Annotated in this window: 12 protein-coding genes; 7 read left to right on the top strand and 5 right to left on the bottom strand. The window is 69.7% G+C overall.

The annotated features are described in order from the left end of the window. The coding region (locus COGEMETH_RS03520; RefSeq protein ID WP_283214954.1) for a calcium-binding protein at nt 1-464 on the top strand (464 nt) is incomplete at its 5' end. A 28-nt stretch (nt 465-492) separates the two neighbouring features. On the opposite strand, the gene COGEMETH_RS03515 is transcribed toward COGEMETH_RS03520, so the two are convergent. The 3 genes from COGEMETH_RS03515 to COGEMETH_RS03505 form a co-directional block, all read right to left on the bottom strand. Beyond that, the gene (locus COGEMETH_RS03515) at nt 493-1,098 is read right to left on the bottom strand and encodes a CatB-related O-acetyltransferase (protein ID WP_238181241.1); all 606 of its coding nucleotides are present in this window, start codon (nt 1,096-1,098) and stop codon (nt 493-495) included. A gap of 21 nt (nt 1,099-1,119) precedes the next feature. Beyond that, entirely contained in the window at nt 1,120-1,401 is a 282-nt protein-coding gene (locus COGEMETH_RS03510) for a hypothetical protein (RefSeq protein WP_238181240.1), read from the bottom strand. A 549-nt stretch (nt 1,402-1,950) separates the two neighbouring features. Beyond that, nucleotides 1,951-3,177, bottom strand: coding sequence for a polysaccharide biosynthesis/export family protein (locus COGEMETH_RS03505; protein WP_238181239.1), 1,227 nt, complete (start codon nt 3,175-3,177; stop codon nt 1,951-1,953). Between the two features lie 377 nt (nt 3,178-3,554). Between COGEMETH_RS03505 and COGEMETH_RS03500 the strand changes: the two genes are divergently transcribed. After that, nucleotides 3,555-4,667: an alginate lyase family protein gene (locus COGEMETH_RS03500; protein ID WP_238181238.1), complete on the top strand. Its 1,113-nt coding sequence runs from the start codon at nt 3,555-3,557 to the stop codon at nt 4,665-4,667. A gap of 242 nt (nt 4,668-4,909) precedes the next feature. Continuing rightward, nucleotides 4,910-6,787: a M10 family metallopeptidase C-terminal domain-containing protein gene (locus tag COGEMETH_RS03495; RefSeq protein WP_238181237.1), complete on the top strand. Its 1,878-nt coding sequence runs from the start codon at nt 4,910-4,912 to the stop codon at nt 6,785-6,787. A 116-nt stretch (nt 6,788-6,903) separates the two neighbouring features. Here the strand turns inward: COGEMETH_RS03495 and COGEMETH_RS03490 are convergent, their stop codons facing one another. Further along, entirely contained in the window at nt 6,904-8,160 is a 1,257-nt protein-coding gene (locus COGEMETH_RS03490) for a glycosyltransferase family 4 protein (RefSeq protein ID WP_238181236.1), read from the bottom strand. Then, nucleotides 8,144-9,457, bottom strand: coding sequence for a nucleotide sugar dehydrogenase (locus COGEMETH_RS03485; protein ID WP_238181235.1), 1,314 nt, complete (start codon nt 9,455-9,457; stop codon nt 8,144-8,146). The genes COGEMETH_RS03490 and COGEMETH_RS03485 overlap by 17 nt, the downstream gene beginning before the upstream one ends. Nucleotides 9,458-9,801: 344 nt before the next feature. On the opposite strand from COGEMETH_RS03485, the gene COGEMETH_RS03480 reads away from it, so the two are divergent. From COGEMETH_RS03480 to COGEMETH_RS03465, 4 genes are all read left to right on the top strand, one after another. Further along, nucleotides 9,802-11,253, top strand: a complete 1,452-nt coding sequence (locus COGEMETH_RS03480; protein ID WP_283214953.1) for an undecaprenyl-phosphate glucose phosphotransferase — start codon at nt 9,802-9,804, stop codon at nt 11,251-11,253. A gap of 43 nt (nt 11,254-11,296) precedes the next feature. After that, on the top strand, nt 11,297-12,811 hold the full coding sequence (locus COGEMETH_RS03475) for an O-antigen ligase family protein (protein ID WP_238181234.1): 1,515 nt from the start codon (nt 11,297-11,299) through the stop codon (nt 12,809-12,811). Next, entirely contained in the window at nt 12,804-15,056 is a 2,253-nt protein-coding gene (locus COGEMETH_RS03470; RefSeq protein WP_238181233.1) for a GumC family protein, read from the top strand. The genes COGEMETH_RS03475 and COGEMETH_RS03470 overlap by 8 nt, the downstream gene beginning before the upstream one ends. Next, nucleotides 15,053-16,422: GumC family protein (locus tag COGEMETH_RS03465; RefSeq protein ID WP_238181232.1), on the top strand; the 1,370-nt coding region annotated here is incomplete at its 3' end. The genes COGEMETH_RS03470 and COGEMETH_RS03465, both read left to right, overlap by 4 nt.

The raw sequence follows: 16,422 nt of genomic DNA, 5'->3' as shown, positions 1-16,422 counted from the left end.
GTGGCCGCGGCGACGACACGCTGCTGAGCGGGCAGGGCGCCGACCTCCTCTACGGTGGCCAGGGCAACGACATCGCCTATGCCGGCCAGGGCGCCGACCTCGTCTTCGGCAACCTCGGGGCCGATATCCTGCTGGGCAACCTCGGTGCCGACACGCTGCTGGGCGGCCAGGGCGACGACACCCTCTACGGCGGCCAGGGCGACGACGTGCTCTCGGGCGATCTCGGCAACGACGTGCTGTCCGGCGACCTCGGGGCCGACCGTTACGTCTTTGGCCCGAATTCCGGGGCGGACCTCATCCTCGGTTTCGACCGGGCCGACGGCGACCGGATCGACCTCCAGGGCCAGAGCTACGCCCTCGGCACCGCCCCGGACGGCAACGCGCTGCTCGTCCTCTCCGGCGGCGGCACGGTCGAACTGGCCGGCATCGCCCCCGGTCGGGTCGACGGCGGATTCTTCGTCTGACGCCGCCCGGCCGGACGGCCGCGTGGCGTCAGGACGCCTTGGCGGCCAGCGCCGGGGCGGGCACCGCACCGGGTGCGTCGGCGGCTCCGAGATGTGCCTTGAGTTCCGACCGGCTCAAGCGCCACCAGGCACTTGCCTCCAGGCGGTCGATCGCGGCCGCATCGAAGCGGTAGCGGACCAGCCGGGCCGGGACGCCGGCCATGATCGCGTAGCGCGGCACGTCGCCGGTCACGACCGCGCCCGCGCCGATGATGGACCCGCGCCCGATCCGCTGCGCGCCGGGGAGCACGACGGAATTGTGCCCGAACCAGACGTCGTCCTCGACCTCGGTCCGCACGGTCTTCACCTGCGATCGCCCGACGATGCCGTAGGCGGGATCGTACAGGAACGGGTGGGTCGAGATCGCGTCGATGGGATGGTTGGCGTTGAGGATGCGCGCGGTGCCCGAGAACGAGCAGTAGCGGCCGATCCGGGTGCCGCGCGGAATCCGCCAGCGGTCGAAGCAGCCGTAGGAGTAGAGGCCGATCTCGATGCCGTAGCGGCGCGCGAACTGCTCACGCAGATAGGGGCTCTCGAACTGGCGTGCCCGCAGGCGCGGCACGACCAGCTTGTCGAATATCCTGTCGGGGATCATCGCGTTCCCTCCCGGCCGGGCTCAGCGGGACCCGGCCCAGCGCAGGCGCAGCGCCCGCCGGGTGATCACGAACTTCTCCGGCATCGGCCGCGCCATGAACGCGGCCGTGTCCGACACGGAGACGGGTATGCCGGTCTCGCTGGCCGCGTCGGCCTTGATCGAGCGCTCGGCCAGTTCCTTGAACTCGCGCCACGTGGAGATCCGGCGCCCGCAGCCTTCGCACTCGACGATCGTCGCGTCGTCGAAATCGGCCGGGAGCTTGATGCCGGGGCTGCCGCAATCGGTGCAGGAATAGGTGGTCAATCGTCGTCTCCCTCGCAATGAACGGATGTCGCGCGCGCATGGCGCGTGGACCGGCCGCGCGGGGGCGGGCTGCGGCAGCGTCCGGGACGAGCGGGCGGGCGGCGGCCCGACGGGCGCATGCAGGCCGAGCCGGGGAAAACCGGTTCGTCGTCGGCGCGGACGCGTGAACGGACGGCGCGAATCGCGGGCCGGTGCCCGGGACCGGCCTCGCCTGCCGGGATCAGTCCTCGAACAGGGGCGCGCGCAGGGCGTATTCGAGGAACACGCTCAAGGCGGCAAGGTGCAGGGCGGCGTAGATCAGCATGAAGGCGCCTCGACGGCTCAAGAGCCTCGCCAGCATCGGGGGAATGCATTGGGAACGCCTTAACGCGATCTCGGAATCCGTGGCTCGTCCGGCCGGAGACGGGAGCACGCCCGGGCGGGAGCGTGCGCGATCCGGTTTCCGGTCCTCTTGTCCGAGACCCCGTCGGGGCCGATGGTGCAGGACGCGTCATCGATCCTCGCCACACATACGCATCGATCCGTCCATCCGGCTGGACGCGCCTTCGATCACTGCGTGGGCTTGAAGTCGTATTCGACCTTCAGGGCGACCTCGACGGTGTCGCCGGGCTGCAGCTCGGTCTCCTCGCTCGCGTCGATCTTCTCGCGACGCTGTGCGTCCAGGCGGCGGAAGACGGTGATCGTCGGCGTGCCGCCGGTGCCGCGCACCAGCTGCGAGCGGACGACGCCGGTGTAGAGCAGCTTCTCGCCGACCGCCTGAAGCTTCGCCCGGGTCTGCGCCATCTTCACGTCGCTGTCCTGGAGGTCGCGCAGGAGGTCGTTGCGGCGCTGGTCCTCCACGCGTGCGATGCTGCGCACCACGTCCTGGCGCTCCTTCTTCGACTGCTCGACCTGCACGCCGATCTGGAGGGCGCGGGTGGAGGAGAGCAGGCTGAGGCGGCGCGTCTCCAGGGCCCGGGTGATCGGCACGATGCCGCGCTTGTTCAGCTCGTTGATGCGCTCGATCTCGCTGACGTCGAGCTGGGCGCCCTCGTCCTCCTTGACCTGCTGGCCCGTCATGACCTGGAGGCGTTCGTCGGCCATCGTCAGGGTGAGCTGGAGGTGGGCGCGCTCCTTGCCGATGTCGGCGTTGCGCGAGGTGAGCAGATCCTGCTCGTTCCGGACGATCTGCTTGATCACCCCGGACGGCAGGGGAACTTCCATCAGCGCCTTGCGGTCGATGTTGGCCTGGCCGTCGAGCTCGGCATGCAGGCGGGCGGAGGCGGCTTGCGCCCGGGCGAAGTCGGCCCAGAGGCTCTCGTACTCGCCCCGCAGGTCCGCCGACTGAAGGATCGGACTTTCCATGCGGAATCGCTGCAGGTCGTATCCGCCGGCCAGCGACACGACCTGGCGCACGCTGAGACCCGCCCGGAATGGCTGCTCGCCCGGCTTCGAGACGTCGCCGCTGACGTAGACCGGACGGTACTCGGCGATGGAGATGGTGATCTCCTCGCCCGAGATCGCGGTGACGGACTCGCGCCCGTCCTGGCCGCGGATGGTCAGGCTGCGATGGGGCAGGAGCTGCCGCACGGTCTCGCGGACCGCGGCGACCGGCTTGCCCCCGACCTTGACCTCTCCGATGAGCGGAAAGGACACCTCGCCGTCCAGGTTGACCGACAGCCGCTGCTTCATCTCCGGAACGCCCGCGACCGAGAATTCCAGGCTGTCGCCCGGTTGCAGCAGGTAGTCGGCGGCCGATGCCGGCCCGCAGGCCGTCGCCGCCAGCGACGCGGCCACGAGGACCGCGCAGACCCGCGCTCCGGGACGCCGTCGCGGCGGCGACGAAGCCCCGACGAAGCAAATCGTTTCGTGAGCCAAGGTCGTGTTCTCCGTCAGGTGAGGCATTTTCGATCCTCGATAGCTGCTTCTATAGTTAAACTTTGGATGCAGTACGCATGATTATTATTAAATATCGTTTTATGTGCTTGAAATTCGACGAGGTCTGCCTCATGGATGATGCGAAAACGCGCGTCTATGCGCGGCACATCCATGAGGACTTCATGCCTGGAACGACGCACGATCGGATCGAGGCGACGCGGGCTCTTCGCACGCCCGATCGGGGCCGATCCAGGCGCTGCGCCGGTCTGATCGCGTTGACGGGCGCCCTCGTCGGAATGTCTCCGGGCGGGACCACCGTGCGGGCGGAGACGGCGGCCGTCGTCGCGTCCGGCTTCGAGGTCGCTCAGGCCCGTACGCTGCTCGGGCGCCCGGTGAAGGAGTTCCGCTGCGCGGAGCCCGTCGAGCCGATGGTCGACATGTCGGATTTCAAGTCGCGCTACGATCCGAAGGACCCGACCCAGTCGCGGGTGGATCCGGCGCGGGAGCAGGCCGAGGCCGCCCGCGGCGGACGCCTGTCGGCCTTCGCCACGGAACTCGCGCGGATGTCCGACCTGTTCGTGCTGAGCCGGCCCGCCAACCGGGAGATCGCGGCCTGCGTCCTGCACCACCTCGCGGTCTGGGCCAGGGCCGACGCGCTCCTCGGCAGCCCCGCCCGCAACGACGAGCTGGGCCGTCACCAGGCGATCATGACCCAGGCCTGGCAACTCGCCACCTACGCGGCCGTCCTCGACAAGATCGGCGACGACGCCAAGGGCGTGCCGAATGCCGACCTCGTCCGAATCCATGCCTGGATCGAGGCCCTCGCCCGGTCGGTGATCGCCGAATACACCGCCGACAACCAATGGTCGCGGCACGGGGCCAACCACCTCTACTGGTCCGGGCTCGCCGTCGGGTATGCGGGTGCCGTCCTCCGGAACCCAGCCATGCGGGACTTCGCGATGACGGCCCTGAACCGGGGGCTCGACGCCGTGGAGGCGGACGGTGCCCTGAAAGGTGAGATGGGCCGCGGCGCCCGCTCCGGGCTCTATCAGAGCTTCGCCACGCTGGCGCTGGTCGCCCTGGTGCGCCTCGCCGACGCCAACGGCATCGGCCTCACCCCCGAACGCGAGCAGGCCCTGACCCGCATGCTGACGTTCGACGCGGCGCTGACCCGCGATTCCGCCGCCATCGAGGCGCGCACCAAGGTCCGGCAGGTCGCGGGACACGACCGCACGTCGCTCGCCTGGATCGACGTGATCCTGCCGCGGGTGCGCCAGCGTGAACCGGCGCTCGCCGACAGCCTGGAGGGACTGGTGGCGGAGTACAAGGTGCGGCCGACCTGGAACCCCTATCTCGGCGGGAATGCGACCCTCGTCTACAACCCCTCCGGGTGGCGTCGCGACCGCTGAGCCGTCCGGCCCCCGTGGCCGGACCGACGCGGTAAGCGGACGGTTAAACGGATCGTCGGCATTGCAGGCGAAAATTCTCATCCCTCTCACCACGACCACTGCAAAGATGATCCGCAGAAGCGGGAAGATGCTCTATTAAGACCCGTGCAACGGATACGACGTATTCCGGAATCGAACATCAGTGCGCCTCGACCGCGACCTCCACGCGAACCAGGCCGACCGATCCAGGGGTGCAGATCATCATGGCTTCGCTGAACGACGACACCGTCTACGCGTCCACCGCCGCCGCCAATCCCGGCCTCGCCGGGGTCGCCGACCTCGCCGCGACGGCGGGCTTCCGGGGGAATGCAGCCACCTTGCGCGCGGCCTCGTCCCTGACCGCACGGGACGGCGTCTACTACAACCGCGCCCTCAACACGGTGGTGATCTACCAGGCGGGCGTCACCCTCGACGGTGTGGATTTCCGCGGCAGCAACGTCCTCGTCCAGGCCGACAACGTCACCATCCGCAACGCCCTGTTCGACGCCCGGACCGGCATGGCGGCGGTCAACGCGGCAGCCAACACCTCCGGCCTGACCATCGACCGCTCGACCTTCGACGGGCTCAAGCTGGACCGGACCTATGCGGACTTCGTCGCCTCGTTCGGCCGCAACACCACGATGACCAACAACGCCTTCCTCAACGCGCCCTCGGATGCGATCTACATCGAGAACGGGCGGGTCGCGAACAACTACATCGCCGGGGGCGGCTATCAGACCGGCGCCCATGCCGACGGGATCTGGATCGGACGCACCACCGGCGCCGTCACGATCGAGGGCAACCTGATCGACTGGCGCTCCTCCGCGGATGCGCGCGTGGCCACCAACAACGCCGTGCGCATCACCGCCGAGAACGGCAACACCGCGAACGTGCAGGTGCGCGGCAACGTGCTGCTCGGGGGAAGCTACACCGTCTCGGTGACGGAGATCGTGGGCGACCGCGGCAACATCAGCGGCGTGAGCGTGACCGGAAACGTCATCGACTCGGGCCAGTTCGGCGGCCTCTACATGAAGGACCAGCCGGCCGACCTGGTCTATTCCGGCAACGTCGCCGGCACCGGTCCGGCCCGGACCTTCGGCGCGGCGGCACTCGGCTCGACCGTCGCCAGCCTCAGCGTGGGTGCGACCCTCATCACCGGAACGGCGGGCGCCGACGCCCTCGCGGCGGGTGCTGGGCGCCAGTTCATCCAGGGCGGGGCCGGCCAGGACTGGATCTCGGCGGGCGCCGGCGCCGACCTGATCGAGGGCGGCGCGGGCCGCGACTACCTCACCGGCGGCCAGGGGGCCGACGTCTTCGTCTATCGCAGCTTCGACAGCGGACGCGACCTGATCACGGATTTCACCGAGGGCGAGGACCGTATCGACCTGGCCGAACTGCCGGGCGCGCCGGCCGGCCCCTCGGACTGGAACTGGGTCGGCACCGGACGTTTCAACGGGCAGGCCTGGGAGCTGCGCGCCGAGGCGATGGCCAACGGCAACACCCTGCTGCAGCTCGACCGGGACGGCGACCAGCGCGCCGACCTGGAGATCGAGGTCCAGGGCCGGCACGGCTTCGATGCGGCCGACTTCATCCTCGGCATCCAGGCGACCGCCGGCAGGCCGGCCAGCCTCCCGCTCGTCCAGGGCACGGCCGGCAACGACGTGATCGTGGGTACGGATGCGGCCGAACGCGTCGAGGCGGGGGCCGGCAACGACAGCATCCGAACCGGGGCGGGCGACGACGTGATCGTCGGCGGGGCCGGCAAGGACGTGATGTCCACCGGCGGCGGCCGGGACCGCCTCGTCTACGAGGCCGTGGGCGACAGCCTGCCGGGCAGCCGCGACTACATCACCGACTTCACGGTCGGCAGCGACGTCATCGACCTCTCGGCGATCGACGCCAATGCCGGCACGGCCCGGGACGACGCCTTCGCCTGGATCGCCGACGCGACCTTCTCGGGGCAGGCCGGCGAGCTGCGCTTCACGGCCACGGCCGCGGGCAGCACCCTGGTCCAGGCGGACGTGAACGGAGACCGGGTGGCCGACTTCGCCATCGAGCTTGCCGGCACGCAACGCCTGACCGCCGCCGCCTTCGTCCTCTGAGACCGGGAGGCGGCGAGATCGACCTCGCCCCTTCGGCCATGCCGCGCGGCGCCAATCCACAGCCGCAGCCCGACCCGACCGGATCGGCCACGGTTCCGGGGATGGCGCCGGGCGGCTCACGTGACCTCGCGCCCGGCCTCGTCGAGCCGGACCGGGGCCGCCCCGGCCTCGGGCTGGAGCAGCCGGGCATAGGCCGCCAGGAGCTTGGGCTCCTCGTATTGCCAGGCCAGCGTGTCGCGCACCCGTGCCCGGCCGACGGCGCCCATCCGGGCGCGGCGCTCGGGATCGTCGAGGAGTTCGAGGATCTTGTCGCCGAAATCCGCCGGGACGGTGTTCTGCGCGTAGAGCGAGGCGCCCTCGGCCGAGAACCGCCCCTCCGTCAGGTCGAACTGCACGATCGGCTTGCCGAGCGCCATGTACTCCATGATCTTGTTCATGGTGGACTTGTCGTTCATCGCGTTCGGCCGGTCGGGATTCACGCAGACGTCGGCCGAGGACAGGGCGCTGAACAGCGTCTCGTCCGGGACGCGACCGGTGAAGGTCACGTACTCGGAGAGACCCGCGGCGGCGCAGGCCGCCTCGATCTCGGCGAGCGCCGGCCCGCCGCCCACGACCACGAACTGCACGTCCGTCCGCCCGCGCCGGCTCACCACGTGGGAGACCGCGTCGAGCAGCAGGTCGAGACCTTCCTGCTGGCCGATCACGCCGACGTAGCCGACGAGGAAGCGTCGCCCGCGGCGCCAGGCCGGATCGGCCGGCGGCTCCTTGATGCGCGACAGGTTGGGCCCCGAGCGCACGATGTGCACGCGCTCGGGCGCCATGCCGCCCCGCTCGATCGCGATCTGCCGGTAGGAGCCGTTGGTCGCCAGGGAGATGTCGGCGACCTTGAAGGTCAGCTTCTCCACCAGCAGCATCAGGCGCCAGCCCCAGTCGCGGCGGCCGAACTTCGCCTCGTAGAGTTCGGGGTTGATGTCGTGGTGGTCGAAGACGAACTTCTTGCCGAACAGGTACTTATAGAATCCGCCGACCAAGAAGATCAGGTCCGGCGGGTTGCAGGCGTGGATCACGTCGAAGCCCCGCTCGCGCAGAACCTTCAGGCTGAGCACGAACTCCCAGAATAGGGCGGCGGAGTATTCGACGAGGTAGCCCAGCGCTCCGTGCCCCTCGTGCGGCAGGGGGTGGCGGTAGATGTGGACGCCGTCGATGACCTCGTAGGCGGTCTCGGCGTCCCGCCCCTTCGGGCAGATCACCGAGACCTCGTAGCCGGCCCGCCGGAGGGCGGTCGCCTCCGACCAGACCCGCCGGTCGAAGGGGACCGGCAGGTTCTCGACGATGATGAGGACCTTGTTCACGGGACTACCAGAGGAAGCCATCGTACTGGTCCTCGAGTTGCTCGGCCGTGCGCAGGCGGGCGAAGTCGAGGATGCGCTGGTCCGGCCTGATCCGGCCGATGGCCTCGCCGTATTCCGGCGCGTTGGCGGTGAGCACGATGGTGTCGGCCCCCTCCAGCGCCGCGTCGAGATTGTCGACCATCAGCTCGGCCACGTGCGGGATCACCCCGTAGAGGTAGCTCTTGTTGGCGCCCGTGAGGCGGGCGAGCTCGACGTTGCGGTCGAACACCTTGATCTGGACGCCCTTGCCGAGCAGGCGCTCGATCATGTCGAGGTAGGGGCTCTCGCGCAGGTCGTCCGTGCCCGCCTTGAAGCTGAAGCCGAGGAAGGCCACGCGCTTGGCGCCGGTTTCGAGGATCCAGTCGATGCCGCGCTCGATCTGCTCGCGGTTGCTGCGGGCGATGTTGGCGATCACCGGCAGGTCGAGGTCGCGGGAGACGGCGTGGTGGGCCAGCGCCCGGGTGTCCTTGGGCAGGCACGAGCCGCCGAAGGCGAAGCCCGGCTTGAGGTAGGCCTTGGAGATGTTGAGCTTCTGGTCGGCGCAGAACAGGTCCATCAGGACGTGGCTGTCGATGCCCTCGGCCTTGCAGATCGCGCCGATCTCGTTGCCGAAGGTGACCTTCAGGGCGTGCCAGACGTTGTCGGCATACTTCGTCATCTCCGCCACCTCGAGGGAGGTGCGGAACATCGGTCCGGGAAGGCCGTCGTAGAGGGAGACTAGGCGCTCGGCCGTCTCGGGATCGACCTCGCCGATCACGGTCTTGGGCGGGTCGTAGAAGTCGGCGACCGCGGTACCCTCGCGCATGAACTCGGGGTTGCTCGCCAGCCCGAAGCGCTCGCCGACCTTGCCGCCGGTCTCCTGCTCCAGGATCGGCAGGACCCGCCCGCGCACCGTGCCGGGCAGCACGGTGGAGCGCACCACCACCGAGTGGAAGGTGTTCTTGCGCGCGATCGCCTTTCCGATCTGCCGGGCGACGCCCTCGACCGAGCGGGTGTCCAGCGAGCCGTTGGTGCGGCTCGGCGTGCCGACGCAGATCAGGGACAGGTCGGTCTCGCGGGCGGCCTCCTCCACGTCCATGGTGGCGCGCAGGTTTCCGGCGGAGACCGCGTTGGCGACGTACTCCGCCACGTCCCGCTCGATGATCGGGGCCTTGCCGCGACCGAGCAGGTCGACCTTCGTCTCGTTGAGGTCGACGCCGACCACGTTGTGGCCCATGTGCGCGAGGCATGCGGAGCACACCGTTCCGACGTAGCCGAGACCGAAGACACTCACATTCATGCCGAATTTCCTTCTGCGCCACGCCGGATGCGGCCAAGGGGGCTCTTTCACCGCACCGGCTGAGGCGCGGCGGCTGTCGACTGGGTCAGGCTGCGGCCTTCTACTGAGCGGCAGCCGCCTATTTCGCGGTGCCACAACGATGTGTTGCTGAGCGGCACTTCGTCAACCGGTCGTTTAATCTAAATTTAACCAGATCTTGCTTAAAATTTAATTTATGCGTCTCATAAATTGCCTAAAATTTAGCCTTTCAGATTTTTAGCAAAAGATTAACGTCGTCTCGTTGTGCACCGCACTACGGGACTCGGGCCGCCTGTCAGGCCCCTTCGGACGGCAGGGCCTCGAACATGGCGTCTACCCACGAGCAGGTCCGGTCGGCCGCATCCCGGTTCTTCGGCGCGAGCCGGAAATCCGGGTCGCTGGCGATCCCGGCCCGCTTCATGAGCGCCGGCTTCGCGATGGGCGACTTCACCACGATCATGCTCTGCGCCTGGCTGGCCGGCCTCGCCTATCACTGGCAGACCTTCTCGCGGCTCGGCTCCGAGGACGCCTACGTCGCGACGGGGGCCGTGTTCGCCTCCCTGTTCGTGCTGCGGATGCACGCCCGGGGCTATTATTCCATGGAGCGGCTGACGGCCCGGCCGGTCGACCTGACGGAGATCGTCTCGACCTGGCTCATGGTCGTCGGGATCTGCACCGGCCTCGCCTTCATGCTCAAGGTCGGCGGCGAGGTCTCCCGCGGCTTCTTCCTGGTCTTCGTGGCGGGCGGGGTCGCGACGATCTGCTGCCTTCGGGCCGGCACGCAGCGCATCGCGCGGCATGCGGTGACCGCCCACGTGATCGCCGACCGGCGCGTCCTGCTCCTGGGCGAGCGCTCGGAGGTGTTCAGCGTCGGCCTCCAGCGCCGGCTGCGCGCCTCCGGCTACCGCATCATCGACGCCATCCCGTGCGAGTTCCGCTCGAACGCGGACATCGCGACCTGCGCCGCCTCCGCGATCAGCCGGGCCCGCTCCGAGCCGGTCGAGGAGATCCTGATCTGCCTGAGCTGGTCGCGCTTCGACGACCTGGAGGACCTCCTGAAGCGTTTGCGGGTGCTGCCGCTGCCGGCGCTGGTCGTCGCCGACCACCGGGTGCGCAACCTCCTGTCGAAGCCGGTGACGCAGGTCGGCTCGGTCCTGGCGCTGGAGGTGCAGCGCAGCCCCCTCAGTCTCGGCGAGCAGGCGGCCAAGCGCGCCTTCGACGTCGTGGTCGCCGCCGTGGCGCTGCTGGCCCTGGCGCCGCTGCTGGCGGGCGTCGCGGTGGCGATCCGCCTCGGCAGCCCCGGTCCGGCCCTGTTCCGGCAGACGCGGATCGGCTTCAGCGGCCGCCGCTTCCAGATCTACAAGTTCCGCACCATGACCGTGCAGGACGACGGCGCGGTGGTGCGTCAGGCGACCCGTGACGACCGCCGGGTCACCCGTCTCGGCCGGTTCCTGCGCAGCAGCAGCATCGACGAGCTGCCGCAGCTGCTCAACGTGCTGCGCGGGGAGATGTCGCTCGTGGGCCCGCGCCCGCACGCGCTGGCGCACGACGACCAGTATACGCAGATGATCGCCAATTATGCCTACCGGCATCACATGAAGCCGGGCATCACGGGTCTGGCCCAGACCAACAAGTGCCGCGGCGAGACGCAGACCGTCGACAAGATGGAGCAGCGCGTCGGCTACGACATCCAGTACATCAACAGCTGGAGCATCTGGCTCGATCTGAAGCTGATCTTCGCGACCGCGACGCAGGTCTTCAAGCACGACGCCTATTGACACGCCGACAGGATGCTTTCCGCCCGCTCCCGATGAGGTGCCCGTGACCCCAGCCACCACTGCCGATGCCGGATTCGGACGGCCCGGGGCGATCGCGATGGGCCGTCGGGTCGCCGCAGCGCCTGCGCGGGCACCGTTCTGGGCGGCGGTGCTGCTGCTGGGATCCTACCTCGGCCCGTCGGAGATGACGATCAAGCTCGGCGTCGCGATGACCACGTTGCGCCTCGCGCTCCTGGTCATGCTCGTCTGGGGGGCGGTCGTCATGGCCCGGCGGCTCGCTGCGGGGACCTACGTGCCGGTGATGTCGGACGGGATCGTCCTGCTGCTGGTGTTCTGGATGGAGCTGTCGCTCTTCGCCACCACCGGGACGGAAGGGTTGGCCAGTGCCCTCGGCGTGCGGCCCGTGGAGTTCCTGAGCGCCTACCTCGCAGGCCGGTTCCTGTTCAGCACGCGCGAGGGGCTCGACGCCTTCGTCCAGGTCCTGCTCGTGCTGGTCGGCCTCCTCGTCCTGCTCGGCCTGCTGGATATGGCCGCCGGCGAGAACATCCTCGGGCGTCTCGCCAAGCAGTTCTTCGTGCCGGACCGCACCGTCCTCTACGTCACGCAGTATCGCATGGGCCTGCCGCGGGCGCGCGGCTCCTTCGAACACGCGATCCTGTTCGGGACCTTCTTCTCGGTCTGTGCGCCTCTGCTCTACTACCTCTCGCGGGGCGCCCTGACCTGGGTGGCGGCGCTGGGGCTCTGCCTGTGCGGCATCGTCCTGGCCCTGTCGTCGGCGCCGATGCTGAGCTTCTTCATCTTCGCCACGCTGGCGACGTTCGACCGCATCCTGAACCGGGCCCCGTGGCGCTGGAGCGCCCTGCTGGTCATGGTGGTCTACGTCGTCCTCGTGACCCTGTTCTTCGTGGAAGACCCGCTCCGGACCATGGTGGAATCCTTCACCCTGGAGCCGCAGACCGGGATCTACCGGTTCCTGATCTGGGAGTGGGTCGCCTACAACCTTCAGCCGACGCCCTGGTTCGGCATCGGCGGCAAGGACTGGGTCCGGCTCTCGGGCATGGTCTCCAGCGTGGACGCCCTCTGGCTGGGGCAGGCCCTGAATGCCGGCTACGTCGGGGTGGCGCTTCTCGCCCTCTCGATCGTCGGCGCCTTCTTCGTCTGGCCGCGCAGCGCCGCGATCCTGCGCCACGAGCCCTGGATCGACACCGGCCGCAAGGCGGTCAGCATCGCCCTGGTCCAGATGGTCTTCGTGTCCTTCACGGTCCACTACTGGGGCACCTGCTGGGCCTTCTTCGCGCTGCTGATCGGCATCCAGGCCGGCCTGTCGGAAGCGCGGCGCCTGGACGTCTCGGCCGCCGCCCGGAAGGGCTCGTTCCCGGTTCGCCCGCGCGGCCTCGTGCCGATCCCGTTCGCCCCGCGCGGCAGCCTGCCAGCCCTGCGGCAGCGGACGCTTCCCGCCCCCGCCGATCCCGGCCGCGTCCATCCGGGCCGCCCGGCCATCGCCCGCCTCGGCGGTTCCGCCACCGGACACGACGAGGCGCGTCGCAGCGATGCTTGAGCGTTCCACCGGACCGTCGCAAGCCCGCGGGCGGCAGGCGCCAGCCCAGACGCCGAAGGTCGGAGACCCCGGCGACATCACCTACCTGATCGCCGTGGTGCGGCGCTGGCGCAGGCTGATCCTCGGCTTCGTCCTGGCCGGCGTCGGGATCGCCCTGCTCTACCTGATGCTCGCCACGCCCCAGTATCGCGCCACCGCGCGGATTCTGATCGACTTCCGGCGGCTGACCGACATCGGCCAGGACCAGCTCGCGATCAACAGCAAGGTCAACGATTCCGCTGTCGACAGCCAGGCGACGATCATGACGTCGGAGGGGGTGATCCGCGCGGTCATCCGCAGCCTCAAGCTCGACGCGGACCCGGAATTCCGGGACGACGCCAGTCGCCTCAACCGCGCCCTCGCCCTGGTCGGCCTCGGGGACGAGGCTCCGCGGACCGAGGTCGAGCGCGAGCGCAACACCATCGATTCGCTGTCCAAGCGCCTGCTCGCCCAGCGCGTCGGCGTGTCCTACGTGATCGAACTGCGCTTCGTCTCCGAGGATGCGGCCAAGGCCACGCGGATCGTCAACGCGCTGGCGGCGGCCTACGTGAACGACCAGCTCGCCGCCAAGCAGGAGGCGGCCGGCAGCGCCAACACCTGGTACAAGAACCGTGTCGCCGAACTGCAGGGCCAGGCCAACGAGGCCGAGAAGGCCGCCGTCGCGTTCCGCACCCGCAACCGCATCATGCTGGCGGACGGCCACTACGTCGACGAGCAGCAGCTCAACGACCTCAGCACCCGCCTGATCACCGCGCAGACCGAGCAGGGGCAGGCACAGGCCAAGCTCGACCAGATCGACGCGATCCTGCGCAACGGCGGCGAGGGTGCCGTCGCCGACGAGTTCCAGAACAACCTGATCACGGCGCTGCGCCAGAAGATGGCCGACATCAACCGGCGCATCGCCGACGGCGTGGCCAGGAACGGCGCCGAGCACGAGACCGTGGAACGCGCCCGCTCGGACCTGCGCGCGGTCAAGGCATCGCTCACCGAGGAGTTCCAGCGGATCGCTGCCGGCTACCGCAGCACCGCGGCGGTGGCCAGGCTCAACCAGGAATCGATCACGCGCAGCCTCGACGAGCTGGCCGGGCGTTCGGCCGAGGCCCAGGCCAGCCGGGTCGAGCTGGCCCAGCTCCAGAGCTTCTCGGACACCTACAAGACCATGCGCGACGCCTTCCTCTCGCGCTTCGCGGAGGCGGCCCAGGAGCAGAGCTACCCGGTCACGGAGGCGCGCATCGTCAGCGAGGCGGCCGAGCCGACCCGGCCCGCATCGCCCAACTGGTACAAGGCGCTGCCGGCGGGCCTCGCCGTGGGGTTCGGCCTCGGCTTCATCGTGGCCCTCGGGCGGGACGTGCTGTCGCGGCGGGTGCGCGACCGGCGCCAGCTCGAGGCCGCGATCGGGCGCCCCTGCCTGGCCGTCATCGGTGAGCTGGCCGCAGGCGCCAGCCGGGTCGAGGAGGCGGCCCGGTCCCCGTTCTCAGGCCTTGCCGAGAGCCTGCGCAACATCAGGATGGCGGCCGACGCGAGGTTCTCGGGGGAAGGCGATCCGCCCGGCACCGTGCTCGGCATCGTCTCGGCGGTGTCGGAGGAAGGCGTCACGACGCTGGCCGCCAACCTCGCGGCGTTGCTCGCCCGCAGCGGAGCCCCGACCCTGCTGATCGACCTCGACTTCCGCCGGCGCTCCTTGAGCGTGCTGACGCAGGACAGCGCCTCCGACGACGGGACCGCGGGACTCCAGGACGTGCTGGACGGCCGCAGCCCGATCGGCACCGTCGTGCGCCGGCGCCCGGCCTCCGGCCTGCACATCCTGCCGGCCAGCGCCCGGCCCGATCCGATGCACCCGGCCGACCGGATCGCCTCGCCGCAATTTGCCAACTTCCTCGGCATGGCCCGCAACGGCTACCGCTACGTCGTCCTCGACCTGCCGCCGATGCTGCCCGTGGCCGATGCCCGCGCGGCCTCCGGCATCGTGGACGGCTTCGTCATGGTCACGCGCTGGGACAGCACGACGCTGGACGACCTCCAGAGCGCGATGGCCCTCAACCCGGAACTCGCGGACAAGCTGATCGGCGCGGTCCTCAACCGAGCCGACCCGGCCGTCCTGAGCTTCTTCGACGACACGGTGCTGTCCCGCAGCGTCGACTACCTGCGCAGGACCACCGCGTCCGCAGTCCGGGCCACCCCCACCGCCGGAGTCGAGTATCCATGAGTTATCTCGAACAGGATCTCGTGCCCGCGGCTTACGCGGAGCCGGCCGCCGCGCCGCCGCTGACGAGCGTGATCCGGGGGGCGCTCGGCGTGCTCCGGCGCTGCTGGCGCCCGATCGCGATCGGCGCGGTGAGCGGGCTCGTCCTGGCGGCGGCGGTCGCCTACTCCCTGACGCCCCTCTACCGGGCCGCCGCCGAGATCTCGATCGACCCGCGCCGCCTCAGCGTCCTCGACACCAAGGACGAGCGCAAGCGCCAGGAACCGGTCTTCGACGGGGCCCGCGTCGACAGCCTGATCGAATCCGCCCGCTCCGACAAGACGGTGCGCGCCGTCGTGGCGGACCTGCACCTCGACGAGGACCCCGAGTTCAACGGCACCCGGCCCACGCTGCTCTCGCGGGTCCTGGGATGGCTGCCGGGGAGCGAGACGGAGGAGCCGTCCCAGGCCGACCGCCAGACGGCCGCGGTCGAGGCGGTGGGAGGCGCCTTCAGCGCGGCCCGCACGGAGGGCACGTTCGTGTTCGAGGCGCGCTTCCTCTCGGAGAGCCCCGTGAAGGCGGCGGTCGTCGCCAACGCGTTCGCGGCCGCCTTCCTGCGCGATCAGGTCCAGTCGAACAGCGAGACCTCGCAGCAGGCGGCCGCCTGGCTCAAGAACCGGCTGACCGAACTCTCCGCCCAGGCCGGCAAGGCGGACGGCGCGGTGGTGGCGTTCAAGCGCGAGCACAACATCGCCATCGCGGACGGCAAGTCCATCGACGAACTCGCCCTCACCGCGATCGGAGCGATGCTCACCGATGCCGCGGGCGCCACGGCGACCGCCCAGGCCAAGCTCGACCGCGTCACCGCCGTCGCCGCGCAGGGTACGCCCGACCTCGCCGTGGCCGACATGATCTCGAACGAGGTCATCACCAAGCTGCGGCAGCAATACTTCGACAACAACCAGCGGATCGCGGATCTGGCCTCGCGCTTCGGCGAGGACCATCCCCTGGTCAAGCGCCTGCGGGCCGACGGCGTCTCGACCCTCGCCTCCGTGCGCAGCGAGTTGCAGCGGATCGAGCAGGTCTACCGCTCCGACCTGGAGATCGCCCGCCAGCGCGAGGCGACGCTGCGCGCCAACCTCGCCGAGCAGATGCGCAAGACGAGCGACATCGGCGCCAACCAGGTCAAGCTCCAGGAACTGGAGAGCATCGCGCGCACCACGCGCAAGGCCTACGAGGACTATTCCCAGCGCTACATCCAGGCGGTCCAGCAGCAGAGCTTCCCCGTCTCCGAGGCGCGCCAGATCGCCGAGGCGACCCCGCCGACCAAGAAGTTCTCGCCCAAGCGCACGCTGCTGATGGCGCTGGGCTTCGTCGGCGGCGGCCTGAT

This window comes from Methylobacterium trifolii (assembly GCF_022179685.1).
Classification (GTDB): Bacteria; Pseudomonadota; Alphaproteobacteria; order Rhizobiales; family Beijerinckiaceae; genus Methylobacterium; species Methylobacterium trifolii.
This window is presented reverse-complemented; position numbering and strand designations above follow the sequence as displayed.